General features: G+C 63.2%; 3 protein-coding genes. 2 read left to right on the plus strand and 1 reads right to left on the minus strand.

The annotated features are described in order from the left end of the window. Complete coding sequence (locus tag I5961_RS09640) at nt 1-13,623, plus strand: non-ribosomal peptide synthase/polyketide synthase (RefSeq protein WP_227235049.1); 13,623 nt, start codon at nt 1-3, stop codon at nt 13,621-13,623. Nucleotides 13,624-13,686: 63 nt separating this feature from the next. After that, on the plus strand, nt 13,687-14,634 hold the full coding sequence (locus tag I5961_RS09645) for an alpha/beta hydrolase (protein WP_227235050.1): 948 nt from the start codon (nt 13,687-13,689) through the stop codon (nt 14,632-14,634). 262 nt (nt 14,635-14,896) lie between these two features. Here I5961_RS09645 and I5961_RS09650 read toward each other — a convergent pair whose 3' ends face one another. After that, nucleotides 14,897-17,323 (minus strand): TonB-dependent siderophore receptor, encoded by a 2,427-nt coding sequence (locus I5961_RS09650; protein ID WP_085700189.1) that lies wholly within the window; start codon nt 17,321-17,323, stop codon nt 14,897-14,899. Between the last annotated feature and the right edge of the window lie 83 nt (nt 17,324-17,406).

Consider the following 17,406-nt stretch of genomic DNA (forward strand, 5'->3'; position numbering starts at 1 on the left):
ATGCAGCAGTTGATTGAATCGGTAGGCGCGCTTTCTCCCGAGAAACGCAAGGCGCTGGCGATTCTACTGGGCAAACAGGGCATTAACCTTTATGGCATCGCGCCGATTTTCCGGCGCGCCGAAGGTGAACCGCTGCTTTTGTCTTATGCCCAGGAGCGGCAGTGGTTTCTCTGGCAGATGGAGCCGGACAGCGCGGCGTACCACATTCCCACGGCGTTGCGCTTGCGCGGCGCCCTGGACATGGCGGTGCTGCAGCGCAGTTTCGATACGCTGATCGAGCGTCACGAAAGTCTACGCACCGGGTTTGCCCGAGGTGATCAGGACAGGGCCATTCAGCTGATCAAGGCGCCGTTTGCCTTGCAGATCGAGGTTCGCGAGCTGGAGGGCGAAGTCGATGAGCCGCGTTTGCGTGCGGCCATCGAAGCCGAGATTGCCCGCCCGTTCGATCTGGAACAGGACACCTTGCTGCGGGTCTGCCTGCTGCGGCTGGCACCGGACGATCACGTTCTGGTGATGGTGCAACATCACATCATTTCCGATGGCTGGTCGATGCAAGTGATGGTTGGCGAACTGATCGAACTCTATGCCGGGTTCAGTCAGGGCGCACCGGCCACGCTGGCACCGTTGCCGATCCAGTACGCCGATTTCGCCCAGTGGCAACGCAGCTGGATGGACGCCGGTGAGCGCGAGCGGCAATTGAGCTATTGGGTCGAACATCTGGGCTCGGATCCGGGCGTGCTGGAACTGCCGGCCGATCATCCGCGCCCGCTGGTGCAAAGCTATCGCGGTGCACGTCTGGACATGCAGCTGGACGCGGCGTTGAGCAAAGACCTGCAGGACCTTGCGCGCCGTGAAGGCGTGACGATGTTCATGCTGTTGCTGGCCGCGTTCCAGACCTTGCTGCATCGTTACAGCGGTCAGGACGACATTCGCATCGGCGTGCCGATTGCCAACCGCAACCGCGCGGAAACCGAAGGGCTGATCGGCTTTTTCGTCAACACTCAGGTCCTGCGTGCCACCCTCGACAGCAGCATGACGTTCAGCGCCTTGCTGGCCCAGGCCAGGCAATCGGCGCTGGGCGCGCAGGCGCATCAGGATCTGCCGTTCGAGCAATTGGTCGAAGCCCTGGCGCCGGAACGCAGCCTGAGCCGCAGCCCGTTGTTCCAGGTGATGTTCAACCATCAGAGTGGCGCGCGGCAGGCCCGGCAGGCCATGCAGTTGCCGGGGCTGGCGGTTGAAAGCGTGAACTGGGACAGCCTCACGGCGCAGTTCGACCTGACCCTGGAAACCCACGAATCGCCGGAAGGCGTGTGGGCCTCGCTGATCTACGCCACGGACCTGTTTGAAGCCGCCTCCATCGAGCGTATGGGCAGGCATTTGCAGGCGTTGCTCAAGGGCATCGTCAGCGATGCGCAACAACGTGTCGGCGAATTGCCGTTGCTTGATGCCAGTGAGCGGCAGGTATTGCTGCACGACTGGAACCCTGTCGACGCACCGTTTGCCAGCGACCTGTGCATTCATCAGTTGATCGCCCGGCAGGCCGCGCAGACCCCGAATGCACGCGCGGTGACGTTCGCCGAGCGGCATCTGACCTATGCCGAGCTTGAAGCACGGGCCAACCCGTTGGCGCATGCGTTGATCGAGCGAGGCGTCGGTCCGGAGGTGCGCGTCGGCGTGGCGATGCAGCGTTCGGAGAATCTGCTGGTCGCGCTGCTGGCCGTGCTCAAGGCCGGGGGCGTGTACGTGCCGCTCGACCCGGATTACCCGGCCGACCGCGTCGCCTACATGCTCGAAGACAGCCGGGCGCTGTGCCTGCTGACCGAACGGGACGTCGCCGCCAGTCTGGCGACAGCGGCGGGCACCGACGTGCTGCTGATGGACAACGTCGCCGAGGATTTCGCCGCCTATCCGGCGCATGCGCCGCAAACGCGGGTGTCGGCCGACAACCTGGCGTATGTGATTTACACCTCCGGTTCGACCGGCAAACCGAAAGGCGTGGCGATTGCCCATCGCAACGTACTGGCGCTGATCGACTGGTCGCAATCGGTGTACAGCCGCGACGATATTCAAGGCGTGCTGGCCTCGACGTCGGTGTGTTTCGACCTGTCGGTGTGGGAGCTGTTTGTCACTCTGGCCAACGGTGGTTCGCTGATCATCGCTCGCAATGCCCTGGAGTTGCCGCAGTTGCCGGCCCGCGATCAGGTGCGCCTGATCAACACCGTGCCGTCGGCGATTGCCGCCCTGCAACGCAGCGGCGAGATCCCGCCGAGCGTGCGCATCATCAATCTGGCCGGTGAGCCGCTCAAGCAGTCGCTGGTCGACACCTTGTATGCGCAACCGACGGTCGAGCATGTTTTCGACTTGTACGGCCCGTCGGAAGACACCACTTATTCAACCTGGACACGGCGCACGGCGGGTGGCCAGCCGAGCATCGGCCGGCCGCTGAAACACACCGCCAGCTATGTCCTCGATGGCGAGTTGCAACCGGTGCCGCAAGGCGTCGCCGCCGAACTGTACCTGGCCGGTGCCGGCATCACCCGCGGTTATCTGGCCCGGCCGGCGTTGACCGCAGAAAAGTATCTGCCGAACCCGTTCGGCGCTCCGGGCGAGCGTTTCTACCGCACCGGTGACCTGACGCGTTATCAGCCTGACGGCAACCTGCAATACGTCGGGCGTATCGACCATCAGGTCAAGGTGCGTGGTTTCCGCATCGAGCTGGGTGAGATCGAAGCGCGTTTGCTGCAACAAGACACGGTGCGCGAGCTGGCGGTGCTGGCGCAGGAAGGCGCGAGCGGTCAGCAACTGGTCGCCTACATCGTGCCGAGCGCTGCCCTGGGTAACGCCGAAGAACAAGCGCGGCTGCGCGAAGTGCTCAAGACCGCTCTGCGCGAGCACCTGCCCGAATACATGGTGCCGGCGCATTGGCTGTTCCTCGAAAAACTGCCGCTGACCCCCAACGGCAAGCTTGATCGCAAGGCGCTGCCCAAACCTGACGCAGTGCTGGAGCAGCACACCTATCTGGCACCGGGCAACGACAACGAACGGCAATTGTGCGAGATCTGGCAAGCCGTGCTCGGGCTGGAACAGGTGGGCGTCACGGATAACTTCTTTGCCCTTGGCGGCGATTCGATCATCTCCATCCAGGTGGTCAGCCGTGCACGTCAGGCCGGCCTGCGCATCACTCCCAAGGATTTGTTCCAGTACCAGACCGTGCAAGGTCTGGCCCGGGTCGCCCAGCGTGGCGACGCGGCGTTCGGCATCGAGCAGGGCGCCGTCACCGGCAGCACGCCGTTGCTGCCGTTCCAGCAACGATTCTTCGAGCTGGCGATTCCCGAGCGTCAGCGCTGGAACCAGTCGTTGCTGCTGAAACCTTCGCAAGCGGTCGACGCCGATGTCCTCGAGCACGCCTTGCAGGCACTGGTTGCGCATCACGACGTCTTGCGCCTGAGCTTCAGCGAAGGTGCCGAAGGCTGGACGGCCACGCACCGCGCGCCGGATAACCGGCCGTTGCTGCAACAGGCGAGCGTGCAGCACGCCGACGAAATCGAAGCGGTGTGCGACGCCGCGCAAGGCAGCCTCGATTTGCAAGACGGCCCGCTGTTGCGCGCCGTGCTGCTGAATGTGGCCGATGGCAGCCAGCGCCTGTTGCTGGCAATCCATCACCTGGTGGTCGACGGTGTGTCCTGGCGCGTGTTGCTGGAAGATTTGCAGAACGCTTGCGAGCAGCTGCAGAACGGCCAGACAGTCAAACTGCCGGCCAAGACCAGCCCGTTCAAGGACTGGGCGCAACGCCTGCAAACGTTCGCCGGTGGTGAGCTGCAACAGGAACTGACGTGGTGGGCCGGCCAGTTGGGCGAAGCGCCCTCCGACCTGCCTTGCGACAACCCTGCGGCAAGCTTGCAGAACCGTCACGCGGTGAGCGTGGAAACCCGCCTGAATGCGGATCAGACCCGCCAACTGTTGCAGCAGGCGCCCGCCGCCTATCGCACGCAGATCAACGATCTGCTGCTGACGGCGCTGGCGCGGGTGATCTGCCGCTGGACCGGTCAGGCCTCGACCCTGATCCAGCTCGAAGGTCATGGCCGTGAAGCGCTGTTCGACGACATCGACCTGAGCCGCACCGTGGGTTGGTTCACCAGCCTGTTCCCGGTGCGTCTGACCCCGGCCATGGGCCTGGCCGACTCGCTGAAGGCGGTCAAGGAACAGCTGCGTGGCGTACCGAACAAGGGCCTGGGTTTTGGTGCCCTGCGTTACCTGGGCGACGAACACGCGCGGCAGACGCTCGCCGCGCAGCCGGTGCCGCGCATTACCTTCAACTACCTGGGGCAGTTCGACAGCCAGTTCGACGAGGCCGCGCTGTTCGTGCCCGCCAGTGAAAGCACCGGCCGCGAGCAGAGTTCGCTGGCACCGTTGGCCAACTGGCTGGACATCAACGGCAAGGTCTATGGCGGTGAGCTCAGCCTCAGCTGGTCGTTCAGCCACGAAATGTTCAATCAGGCGACGATCCAGCGTCTGGCTGACGACTATGCACAAGAGCTCAATGCGCTGATCGCCCATTGCTGTGAGGCGCACAACCGCGGTGTGACGCCGTCGGACTTCCCGCTGGCTGACCTGACTCAGGCGCAGCTCGATACGCTGATCACCGATCCGCCATCGGTGGACAACATCTATCCGCTGTCGCCGATGCAACAGGGCATGCTGTTCCACACCCTGTACGAACAGGGTTCGGGCGATTACATCAACCAGATGCGGGTGTCGGTGGAAGGGCTTGATGTCGAGCGTTTCCGTCAGGCCTGGCAAGCGGCGCTGGAGGCCCATGACATTCTGCGCACGCGGTTTGTCTGGGGCGGGGCGCAGGCTCAGCCGCTGCAAATCGTCGAACGCTCGGCCACGCTGCCGTTCACCGTTCACGATTGGCGCGGCCAACCGGACGAAGCGCTGGATGCGCTGGCCGAAGCCGAGCGCAACCGTCCGTTCGATCTGAACGAGGTGCCACTGTTGCGCCTGGTGGTGGTACGCACCGCGCAAGACCGCCATGAACTGCTCTACACCAGCCACCACATTTTGCTCGACGGCTGGAGCAACTCGCAGTTGCTCGGTGAAGTGCTGCAACGCTATGCCGGGCAGGTGCCTGCAGCGCCCATTGGCCGCTACAGCGATTACATCGCCTGGCTGCAGCGTCAGGACAGTCAGCTCAGCGAGCAATTCTGGCTCGAGCGTCTGGCTCAATTTGATGAGCCAACCCGCCTGGCCCAGGGACTGGCTGATCGGTCGACGAGCGCCGAGGGCGGTACCGGGCACTATCAGCAGTGGATCGACGCCACGGGCACATTGCGCTTGAGCGAGTTTGCCCGTCAGCAAAAAGTCACCCTCAACACCCTGGTGCAAGCGGCGTGGCTGTTGCTGTTGCAACGTTACACCGGGCAATCGACCGTGGCCTTCGGCGCCACTGTGTCGGGGCGTCCGGCCAATCTGCCGGGGGTCGAGCAGCAGGTCGGCCTGTTCATCAACACCCTGCCGGTGATTGCCCGTCCAGAGCCGCAACTGACGGTCAGCCTGTGGCTGCAAACCGTGCAGGAACTCAACGTTGGCCTGCGTGATTTCGAACACACGCCACTGGCCGATATCCAGCGCTGGTCGGGGCAGGGCAGCGATGGCCTGTTCGACAACCTGTTGGTGTTCGAGAACTACCCGATCTCCGAAGCACTGGAGCAAGGCTCGTCGCTGGGCCTGAATTTCGGCGCGGTCGACACCCGTGAACAAACCAACTTCCCGCTGACGGTCGGGGTCAACCTCGGCGAAACCCTGTCGGTGCATTACAGCTATGCCGCCGCCCGTTTCAGCGCGCAGGCGATTGTGCGTTTGCACGCGCAACTGGCTTCGTTGCTGGAGCAGTTCGTGCAGTCGGCGAATGCGCGTCTCGGCGCGTTGACCCTGCTCAGCGGTGAAGAACAGCGCCGTCTGCAGGACAGCAATCGTGCGCAACCGTGCACGGATCCGTTGCTGGTGCATCAGCGCATCGCGGTGATCGCGGCGCAGCAGGCGCAACGGGAAGCCGTGCGTTGTGGCGATCAGGCGTTGACTTTCGCCGAGCTTGAAAGCCGGGCCAACCGCCTCGCGCATTTGCTGATCCATGAAGGCGTCGGGCCGGAAGTGCGTGTCGGCGTCGCCCTGCCGCGCAGCCCATCGATGCTGGTGGCCTTGCTTGCGGTGCTCAAGGCCGGCGGCGCCTATGTGCCACTGGATGCCAGTTATCCGCGCGAGCGCCTGGCCTATCTGATTGAAGATTCGGGCATCGCGCTGTTGCTCAGCGATTCGCAACTGCGCCCGCGGTTGCCGCTGAGCACCGGTTTGCGCGCACTGGATCTGGACACGTTGCCGACCGCCGAGTGGCCAGACGTGGCGCCGCAGGTCGAGGTGCAACCGCGAAACCTTGCTTACGTGATTTACACCTCCGGTTCCACCGGCCAGCCCAAGGGTGTATGCGTGGAACACGGACCGCTGGCGATGCATTGCCAGGCGATCGGTCAGCGCTATGAAATGACCCCGGACGATTGCGAGCTGCACTTCATGTCGTTCGCTTTCGACGGCGCTCATGAACGCTGGTTGACCCCGCTGACCCATGGCTCGCGGCTGTTGCTGCGCGATGACAGTCTGTGGAGTCCGGAGCAGACCTATGCCGCCATGCAACAGCACGGCGTGACGGTGGCGGCGTTCCCGCCGGTGTACTTGCAGCAATTGGCCGAGCACGCCGAACAGGTCGGCCAGCCGCCAGCGGTGCGCATCTACTGTTTCGGCGGCGATGCCGTGCCCAACGACAGTTTCGAGCGGGCGCGTGCGGCGCTGGCGCCGCAGCACATCATCAACGGTTACGGGCCGACCGAAACCGTGGTCACCCCGTTGATCTGGAAGGCCGGGCGCGGCGACGTGTGCGGCGCGGCCTATGCGCCGATCGGTACGCGGATCGGCGACCGCAGCACCTGCGTGCTCAGTGCTGACCTCAACGCATTGCCACAGGGCGTGATGGGTGAGTTGTATCTGGGCGGCACCGGACTGGCCCGGGGTTATCTGGATCGTCCGGCGATGACCGCTGAACGCTTCGTACCCGATCCATTCGGGGCGCCGGGCAGTCGTCTGTACCGCAGCGGAGACCTGGTGCGTGAACGCGCCGATGGCGTGTTCGACTATCAGGGCCGCGTCGACAATCAGGTGAAAATCCGTGGTTTCCGCATCGAACTGGGCGAAATCGAAGCGCGCCTGCTGGAGTTGAGCCGGGTGCGTGAAGCCGTGGTGCTGGCGCACACCGGGCCAAGCGGCAAGCAACTGGTGGCCTATCTGGTACCGACGCAGCCGGTGGAGGAGGCACAACTGGGCGAATGGCGCGACAGCGTGCGCGACGCCCTCAAGGAGAGTCTGCCGGCGCACATGGTGCCGGCGCACTTGATGGTGCTGGCGAACCTGCCGGTGACCCCGAACGGCAAACTGGACCGCAAGGCGCTGCCGGCACCGGACGCCAGCCTGATGCAGAACAGCTACGTGGCGCCGCGCAATGACATGGAGCAACGCATCGCCACGATCTGGGCCGATGTCCTGCGCCTCGAGCGGGTCAGCGCTACGGACAACTTCTTCGAACTGGGTGGTGATTCGATCATCTCGATTCAAGTGGTCGGCCGTGCGCGGCAGGCCGGTATCCAGTTCACGCCCAAGGATCTGTTCCAGCACCAGACCGTGCAGGCACTGGCGGCGGTCGCACAATCGGGCGGCACGGTGCTGAGCATCGATCAGGGGCCGGTCAGCGGGGCGACGCCGTTGTTGCCGTTCCAGCAATGGTTCTTCGCCAGCGAGATCCCCGAGCGGCATCACTGGAACCAGTCGCTGCTGCTCAAACCGGCGATGACTCTGCATGCCGGGACCGTCGCGCAGGTGCTTCAGGCACTGGTTGCGCATCACGATGCCTTGCGCCTGTCGTTCATTGAAACGACTGAAGGCTGGACCGCCACGCACCGCCCGCCCGAGCCTGTGCAGGAACTGCTCTGGCAGCGCACGCTGACGGATTCGGCTGACATCGAAGGGATCTGTCAGCAGGCCCAGGGCAGTCTCGATCTGCTCGACGGGCCGCTGCTGCGCGGTGTGTTGTTCGATCTGCCGGATCACACTCAGCGCTTGATGCTGGTGGTGCATCACCTGGTGGTCGATGGTGTCTCGTGGCGGATCCTGCTGGAAGATCTGCAAACCGCATTCAGCCAGATCCAGGCCGGGCGCGAGGTCGCGTTGCCGGCCAAGACCAGCGCCTTCAAAGCCTGGGCCGAACGCTTGCAGGCACACACCGCCAGCCTCGATGACGAGCAGGCCTTCTGGCGTGAGCACTTGCGCGGGGCGACCGCCACTTTGCCGTGCGAACGTCCGGACGGCAGCCTGGAAAACCGCTACGCGCAAAGTGTGCAGACGCGCCTTGCGCCGGAGCTGACCCGACAATTGTTGCAACAGGCCCCGGCGGCTTATCGCACGCAGGTCAACGACTTGCTGTTGACCGCACTGGCGCGGGTCATCAGTCGCTGGAACGGGCATGCTTCGGCACTGATTCAGCTGGAAGGTCATGGTCGTGAAGACCTGTTCGACGACATCGATCTGAGCCGCACCCTCGGCTGGTTCACCAGCGTGTTCCCGGTACACCTGACGCCGGCCAGCGGTTTCGCTGAATCGATCAAACAGATCAAGGAGCAACTGCGTGCGATTCCCCACAAGGGCATCGGTTTTGGCGCCTTGCGTTATCTGGGCGATGCCTCGGCGCGTGAGGCGCTGGCAGCGCTGCCTGTGCCCAAAATCACCTTCAACTACCTTGGCCAGTTCGATAGCCAGTTCGACGAAGCCGCGCTGTTCCTGCCGGCCGGCGAAAGTGCCGGCAGTGACCTCGGCGAACGGGCCCCGCTGGGCAACTGGCTGTCGGTCAACGGTCAGGTGTATGGCGGTGAACTGAGCCTGTCGTGGAGCTTCAGCGAGCAAATGTTCGACAGCGCGACCGTGCAGGCCGTGGCCGATGAATACGGGCGTGAACTGACGGCGCTGATCGAACACTGCGTGACCCCGGGCAACCACGGCCTGACGCCGTCGGACTTCCCGCTGGCGGCGCTGGGCCAGGCACGTCTGGACGGTTTGCCAGTGCCGGTCGCGGACATCGAAGACATCTATCCGTTGTCGCCGATGCAGCAGGGCATGTTGTTCCACACCTTGTCCGATGATGGCGACGATCTTTACGTCAACCAGCTCAACCTGTCGGTCGAAGGCCTCGATATCGAGCGCTTCCGTGCCGCGTGGGAATGCGTGGTGCAGCGTCACGAAATCCTGCGCACGTCGTTCCATTGGCAAGACAGCCAGGCGTCACCGGTGCAGGTTGTCCACCGTCAGGGCATTGTTGACCTGCAAGCGCTGGACACGCCGTTGGATGAGGCGCAACTCGCCGAGTTCGCCCGCCAGCAGCGGGTTCAGGGTTTCGAGCTGGATCGCATGCCGTTGCAACGCACGCGCCTGATTCGTCTGGACGCCGACAAGTACCAGTTGATCTGGACCAGCCATCACATCCTGATGGACGGCTGGAGCAGTTCGCAGTTGTTCGGCGAGGTCCTGCAGCACTACGCCACCGGCCAGATCGAGGGCGAGAGCGGTCGTTACCGCGACTTTATCGCGTGGTTGCAGCAGCAGGATTCGGCGCAACTCGAGCAGTTCTGGCGCGGCCACTTGCAGACACTGGTGGAACCGACCGCGCTGAGCCAGGCGATGCACCCGCGTCACGAATCCACCGAGCATGGCCACCAGGCGTTGTACACCCGTTGGGATGCGCAGCAGACCGCCTTGTTGCAGCAGCATTGCCGGGCTCAGGGCATTACCGCCAACACCTTGATTCAAGGCGCATGGTTGCTGTTGTTGCAGCGCTACACCGGTCAGCACAGCGTGGCGTTCGGTGCCACCGTGGCCGGGCGCCCGGAAGGGTTGCCGAATGCCGGCAACATGCTGGGGCTGTTCATCAACACCTTGCCGGTGATCCAGACCCTCGATCCGGCGCAGCCGCTGAATGCCTGGCTGAGCAGTCTGCAGGCCTATAACCTCGATCTGCGTGAACATGCTCACGCACCGCTGGCGGATATTCAGCGCTGGTCGGGGCAGGGCGGGCAAGCCTTGTTCGACAGCATCATCGTGTTCGAGAACTACCCGATCGACCAGCGTCTGGAACAGGCACCGGGCGGCCTGCGCTTCGGCGCCTCGGCGAGCCATGACGTGACCAACTTCCCGATGGACCTGGCGGTGCATCTGGGAGAAGAGTTCTCCATCGAGTACCTGTTCCTGCGTGATCGTTTCAGTGTCGAAGCGGTCGAGCGGATCCGCCAGACCATGGAAGTGTTGCTGCACAGCATGATGCGGCAGCCGACGGAGCGTCTGGGCAACCTGCAGCGTCTGGCCGCGGCACAATGGCAGGCCTTGCAGCAGTGGGGCGCAGAACCGGCGGCGGTGCATCGGCGCGCGCTGTTGCCGGCGATGATTGCCGCGCAACGCCCTGAGGCCATTGCCGCCGAATGTGGTGACGAGCAGTTGAGCTACGCGCAACTCGAGTGCCGTGCCAATCAGCTGGCGCATCATTTGATCGCCGCGGGTGCCGGTCCGGAAGTGCTGATCGGTGTCGCACTGGAACGTTCGCTCGACATGCTGGTGGCTCTGCTCGCCGTGTTCAAAAGCGGCGCTGCCTATGTGCCGCTGGACATCGACTATCCGGCCGATCGCCTGGCTTTCATGATCGAAGACTCCGGCATGCGTCAGATGATCAGCCGTGGCGCCGCCAGCCAGCGTTTGCCATTGCCGGCGAACCTGCCATTGCTTGATCTCGATCTTTTCGACGGCAATCAGTACCCCGACACGGCCCCGCCAGTACAGACCTGTGATGACAGCCTCGCCTACCTGATCTACACCTCGGGCTCCACCGGTTTGCCCAAAGGTGTGGCGGTGACCCACGGACCTCTGAGCATGCATTGCCAGGCAATCCGTGAGTTGTACGAGATGGATGCCGGCACGCGCGAATTGCACTTCATGTCGTTCGCGTTCGACGGCGCCCATGAACGCTGGCTGACCACCCTGGCCTTTGGCGGCACGCTGGTGCTGCGCGATCATGAACTGTGGACACCGGAGCAGACCAGCCACGCCTTGCTCAACCGTTCGATCGATATTGCCTGCTTCCCGCCGGCCTACCTCAAACAGGTGGCTGAGTATGTCGAGGCCAGCGGCATGGCCGTGCCGAAGGTGCGCATTTACTGCCTTGGGGGTGACGCGGTGCCGGAGCAGACCCTGGCGCAAGTGCGCCGCGTGTTGCAGCCGCAGTTCATCACCAACGGTTACGGCCCGACCGAAACCGTGGTCACGCCAATGCTCTGGAAAGCGCCGAACGATGAAGCCTGCGCTGCCGCCTATGCGCCGATCGGGCGAGTGGTCGGCCAACGCTCGCTGTGGGTACTGGACGACGATCTCAATCCGCTGCCACAGGACTTGTCCGGCCAGTTGTATATCGGCGGCTACGGGGTTGCCCGTGGTTACCATGGCCGTGCGGCCATCACCGCCGAGCGCTTCGTGCCGGATCCGTTCGGGGCACCGGGCAGCCGTCTGTACCGCAGCGGCGACCTGGTGCGCCTGCGCCATGACGGCATCCTCGATTACGTCGGCCGCGCCGACCATCAAGTGAAGATTCGCGGTTTCCGCATCGAACTGGGTGAAATCGAAGCCTGCCTGCGCGCTCAGGACGGTGTCACCGATGCCGTGGTCATCGCCCGTGACGGCGTCTCCGGCAAACAGTTGATCGGCTATGTGGTCAGCACCGACGACAACGCCGGCGAGCGTCTCAAGACCCTGTTGCGCGCACAGTTGCCCGAATACATGGTGCCGCTGCAGATCATGAGTCTGGCGCGCCTGCCGATCTCGCCGAACGGCAAACTGGACCGCAAGGCGCTGCCCGAGCCTGAGTTTTGCGCCGATCAATATCAGGCGCCGCGCAACGAGCAGGAAACGTGGCTGGCCGAGATCTGGGCCGATGTCCTGCAAGTGGAGCAGGTCGGCATCAGCGACAACTTCTTCGAGTTGGGCGGTGATTCGATTCTCAGCCTGCAAGTGATTTCCCGGGCGCGGAACCATCCGCAACTGAAACTGGACATCAAGCTGCGCGACCTGATGCGCTTCCAGACCATTGGCAACCTGTTCGACCAGCAAGCGGTCGCGCGCTCGAGCCAGACCGCCGACAGCAGTCATGTAGCGCAGGCGGGGGCGTTTGGTCTGTTGCCGATCCAGGAATGGTTCTTCGCCGAGGGGATGAGCGAACCGCATCATTTCAACCAGGCGATGATGCTGCGTTCGCGCCAGGCGCTGGATGCCCCGGCGCTGGAGCAGACGCTGCGGTTGATGCTGGCGCAGCACGACTCATTGCGGCTGCGCTTCTATCAGGATCAGGGCCGCTGGTTGCAGCACTATCAAACGCTGCAGGACAGCTTGTGCATCGCCGGGCACAACCCGTTGCTGTGGCAGCGTGAGATCAGCGACATCGAGCAACTCGACGCACTGGTCAATGAAGCCCAGCGCAGCCTCAACCTGCTCGAAGGGCCACTGATGCGCGGCCTGCTGGTGAATCTGCCGGACGGCGAGGTGCGCTTGCTGTTGGTGGTGCATCACCTGGTGATCGATGCGGTGTCGTGGCGGGTGTTCCTGCAAGACCTGCAACTCGCGTACGAGGCGTTCAGCCAGGGTCGCGAGCCGCAACTGGCGCAGCGCACCAGCAGCTATCGCGCCTGGGCCGATGGCCTGGCGGCGCAGGTGCCGGCACTGGTCGGGCAAGAGCTGGATTACTGGCTCGGACAACTGGATCAGCCGGGCAAGGATCTGCCGTGTGACAACCCGCGCGGCAAGAACCTGGTGCGTTTTCGCGAAGAAACGTTCATGGGGCTCGACGCCACCCGCACCGGGCAACTGCTCAAACAGGCGCCGGCGGTGTACGGCACCCAGATCAACGATCTGCTGCTGACTGCCCTCGGTCGTGTGCTGTGTCGCTGGAGCGAGGCCGAGTCGGTGCTGGTGCAACTGGAAGGGCACGGTCGTGAGGACCTGGTCGAAGGGCTGGATCTGAGCCGCACGCTTGGCTGGTTCACCACCATGTTCCCGGTGCGGCTGGCGCCGTTGGCGGAGCAGGATTTTGGCGCTTCGATCCTGGCGGTCCGCGAGCAGTTGGCTGCTGTGCCGCAGAAAGGCGTCGGCTACGGCGCGCTGCGCTACATGGCTGATGCGTCGGTGCAACAGCGTCTGGCGGCGTTGCCCCAGGCGCGGCTGACCTTCAACTATCTGGGGCAGTTCGACCAGACCTTTGACGAGCAGGCGATGTTGATGCCGGCGCACGAGCACATCGGCGATGTCTACAGCCTGGATGCCAACCTCGGCAACTGGCTGGAAATTGTCGGTCAGGTGTTCGACGGCAAGCTGTCGATGCGTTGCATGTATAGCACCCGTCGCTTCCGCCCAAGCACCATCGAGACCTTGATGCAGCAGTATCAGGCCGAGCTGGAAGCGCTGGTCGAGCATTGCCTGCAACAGTCGGCGGGTTGAGCCGGTCTTTAACTTTTTGAGAGGGCCGGTGCGCATTGTGCGCATCGGCCCGGGATGGGGTGCATGTCATTGAATTCGGAAGTAGCGGCGTTTCTTGATCTGGTCGAAGACAGTCGGAACGTTGCGTTTCACCAAGGGACACCCGAGCAGGCCCGGGAGGCGTTCGAGCAGTCCTCGCAACAGATGCGTTGGGAGGTGCCGGATGTCGAAGTGAGTGAGGTGCGACACCTTGCCCGCGACGGCGCCGAGCTGACCTTGCGGCTGTACCGTCCGTTGCACAAGGACGGTGTCTTGCCGGTGCTGCTGTTTTTGCACGGCGGTGGTTTCGTCGTCGGCAGCCTCGACTCCCACGACGGTATTTGCCGTGAGTTCTGCGCGCGCACACCGTGTGCGGTGCTGTCGGTGGGTTACCGCCGCGCGCCGGAACACAAATTCCCGGTGGCGTTGCACGATTGTGCCGATGCCCTGGATTGGCTGCGCGAACAGGCCGGCGAATTCGATCTCGATCTGTCGCGCCTGGTGTTTGGCGGCGACAGCGTCGGCGCCACGCTGGCGACCGTGCTGGCGCTTGAGGCGCGTGCGCCCGGCGCGCTGAAACCGTGCCTGCAATTGCTCTGCTACCCGGTGACCGACGCCTCGCAGCGCCGAGAGTCGATGGACTTGCTCGGTGAAGGCTACCTGCTGGAAAGCGAAACGCTGGAATGGTTCTACCAGCACTACGCCCGCAGCATCGAGGATCGCCGCGACTGGCGCTTCTCGCCACTGCTGAGCCCCGACCTCCAGGGCGCAGCCCCGGCCTACGTGGCGCTGGCCGGTTTCGATCCGCTGGTCGATGAAGGCCGCGCCTACGCCGAGCGTCTGGCGGCGGCGGGCGGCTTGCTCGAATGCCGCGAGTTCGGCGGCCACGTGCATGACTTTTTACGCATGCGCATGGTCACCGAAGAGGTCGAGGCGATCTATCAGGAACTGGTGAGCGTGCTGCGCACCGTGATGTATCCCGAAACGGTCTGATCCGCCCTGGCCTGATGTGCGCTTCATTCCACATCAGGCCTTCAATACCCGTCCCTGTGGGAGCGAGCCTGCTCGCGAAGAGGCCGGTCGTGACGTCCGGTTTCAGGCGCTTGGCTGTTCCGGTTTGAAACCTTGTCTGCCGTTGGTGTAGTTCGAATTACACCTGGCTTCCTTCCGCATGCTTTGCTGTGTCATTAAACGTTCATCCCAAAAAAAAGCGCCCCGGTCAGACCGGGGCGCTTTTTGTATTGCAGCGGTTAAATCAGAACGTGTACTTGAAGCCGGTCATGATGTTGCGCGGGGCGCCGTACATGCCGTGGTCGCCGGCGTAGCTGAGGTATTCGCGGTCGAATACGTTGTTCAGGTTGACCGAGGCGCTGAGGTTTTTGCTGATGTCGTAGCGTGCCAGCAGGTTGGTGACGGCGTAGCTGCCTTGCTGGAAGGTATGCAGGTCGGCACCGGTCTTGCTCTGCCAGTTCACGCCGCCGCCGACGGTGACTTTGTCCAGAATGCCCGGCAGGCGATAGCTGGTGAAGGTCTTGAGGCTGTGACGGGGCAGGGTGGTGACGATGCGGTTGTCATCGGCATCGGTGCTGACGGCATAGGCGTAACCGGCAGACGCTTGCCAGCCTTCGGCCAGTTCGCCATCGAGGGTGAATTCAGCACCTTTGGTGGTGGTGCCCTGTTCGGACTTGTAGGTGTTGCCGCCCGGGGTGTCGATCCAGATCGCCAGGTTGTCCTGCTCGATCTTGAACAGCGCGAAGCTGGAGTTCAGCTTGCCATCGAAGTGGCTGCCCTTGACGCCGACTTCGTAGCCGGTGCCTTCCATCGGATCCAGAGGCTTGTTGTTGATGTCGCGAACCCAGGACGATTGCGGGTTGAAGATCTTGGTGTAGCTGGCATACAGCGACCAGGTGTCGTTGACGTCGTAGACCACACCCGCGTAAGGAATGTAGACACCGGTTTCCGATTCTTTGGTCTTGGTTTCTGCTGCGCCGTACGGCTTGTCTTCGGTGTCACGATGCCAGTCGACCACGCGGCTGCCGAGCAGGATGCTCAGGTCATCGGTGGCGCGCAGCCGGGTGGCCAGGTAAGCGGCGTATTGCGTTTCATCGACGGTGGATTTGCCGGTGACGTTGAATTCGGGTTTGACCGAGTTACCGTTCCAGTTCAGCAGGTTGTCGATGGCACCGGCCGGGGAATTGGAGTAGTCGGTTTTCCAGCCACCGTAGCTCGGCACGTTTTCGTAGTAGTTGGACAGGGTCACACCGGCGATCAGCTCGTGCTCGCGTCCCAGCAGGCCGAACGGGCCGGTCAGGTAGGCGTCGATGTTGTTCTGGCGCGGGGTGCCGGAGAAGCGTACCGGCAGTTGGGTGGTGCCGCTGCCGTCGGGGTTCAGGGTGCCGTTGACGTAGTTGAAGACCTCGTCGAATTTGTTTTCGGAGTGAGTCAGTTCGACCTTGCCGCTCCAGCCATTGCCGAACTGTTGTTCGATCGAGGTGAAGAAGCTGGTTTGTTCGTGGTCGTTGTAAGACCAGGTCTGCGCCGAGTTCAGGGAACGCTTGAGGTTGGTGCGCGAACCGTCGGTGAAGCGCGTCGGCAGGCCCGAACGCATTGGCGAATCGACGTCGGTGCGCTGGTAGCTGAAGCCCATGGTCAGCAAGGTGTCTTCGCTCAGGTCGAATTCGGTGATGCCATACATCAGCTGCGAATCCTGCTTGTAGCGGTCAATCCAGGACTGTTCGGTCTTGAAGTCGCCGACCAGACGGCCACGGATGTTGCCGGTTTCGGTCAACGGCCCGGAGACATCGAAACCGGTGCCGTAGCGATCCCAGTTGCCGGCCTCGGCGGTGACGCTGGCCTGAGCCTCGGCGGTCGGGCGCTTGCGGATCAGGTTGATGGTGGCCGAAGGGCTGCCCAGGCCGCTGATCAGGCCGGTGGCGCCACGCACCACTTCCACCCGGTCGTACATCGCCATGCTCTGGGTGTAGTTGTCCATGCGCTTGACGGTCGGCACGCCGTCGATTTCGAAGTTCTGGATCTCGAAACCACGGGAGAAGTAGCCGTCGGACTCGGCGCCCTGACCGTCACGCAGCACGATGATGCCCGGAGTGGCGTCGAGGGTATCGCTGAGGTTGGTCAGGTGCTGGTCGTCCAGGCGCTGACGGGTCATGACGGTCAGTGACTGCGGGGTTTCCTTGGGAGTCAGGTTAAGGCGCGTCGAACTGCTGGACGAGTACGTGGTGTACAGCCCGGACCCTTCAGTGGTCGAGCCCGGCGCCTTGCCGGAAATCGATACCGCGCCCAGCTCCAGCGCGTTTCCCGCGTCTGCACCGGTGGCTGGCACCAGCGAAACCGAGTTGCCGGTCAGTTGATAGGTCATGCCGCTCCCCAGCAGCAAGTTGTCCAGCGCCTGTTTCGGTTCCAGGTGACCGGATACCGCGGTCGAGTTCAGGCCAGCCAGGGATTCCGGGCTGTAGAGAATCTGCAGATTGGCTTGTTGCCCAAGCTGTTGCAGTGCCCGGGACAGCGGTTGCGCAGGGATGTTGACGTCGACCGGCGTCGCTTGAACCTGGGTGCTGCCCAATAGCATCAGCGTCAGCAGAGCACCTGACAGCATTGCGCCACGCGGATTGCGGCGGGAGATGGCCTCGGCCAGAGGGGTGCGGGACAACTTTAAGGCTTGCATTTGCTCGGGATGCTCCTGAAGTGCGAGTGCAGTTTTATTAGTTAATGATAATTAGACGCAACACTGCGTAAAAACCGGAAAAA

The organism is Pseudomonas sp. IAC-BECa141 (assembly GCF_020544405.1).
In the GTDB taxonomy this organism is placed as follows: Bacteria; Pseudomonadota; Gammaproteobacteria; order Pseudomonadales; family Pseudomonadaceae; genus Aquipseudomonas.

Coding starts and splice junctions, on each gene's coding strand:
- I5961_RS09640 (WP_227235049.1), top strand. CDS start 1: ATGCAGCAGTTGATTGAATCGGTAGGCGCGCTTTCTCCCGAGAAACGC.
- I5961_RS09645 (WP_227235050.1), top strand. CDS start 13,687: ATGTCATTGAATTCGGAAGTAGCGGCGTTTCTTGATCTGGTCGAAGAC.
- I5961_RS09650 (WP_085700189.1), bottom strand. CDS start 17,323: ATGCAAGCCTTAAAGTTGTCCCGCACCCCTCTGGCCGAGGCCATCTCC.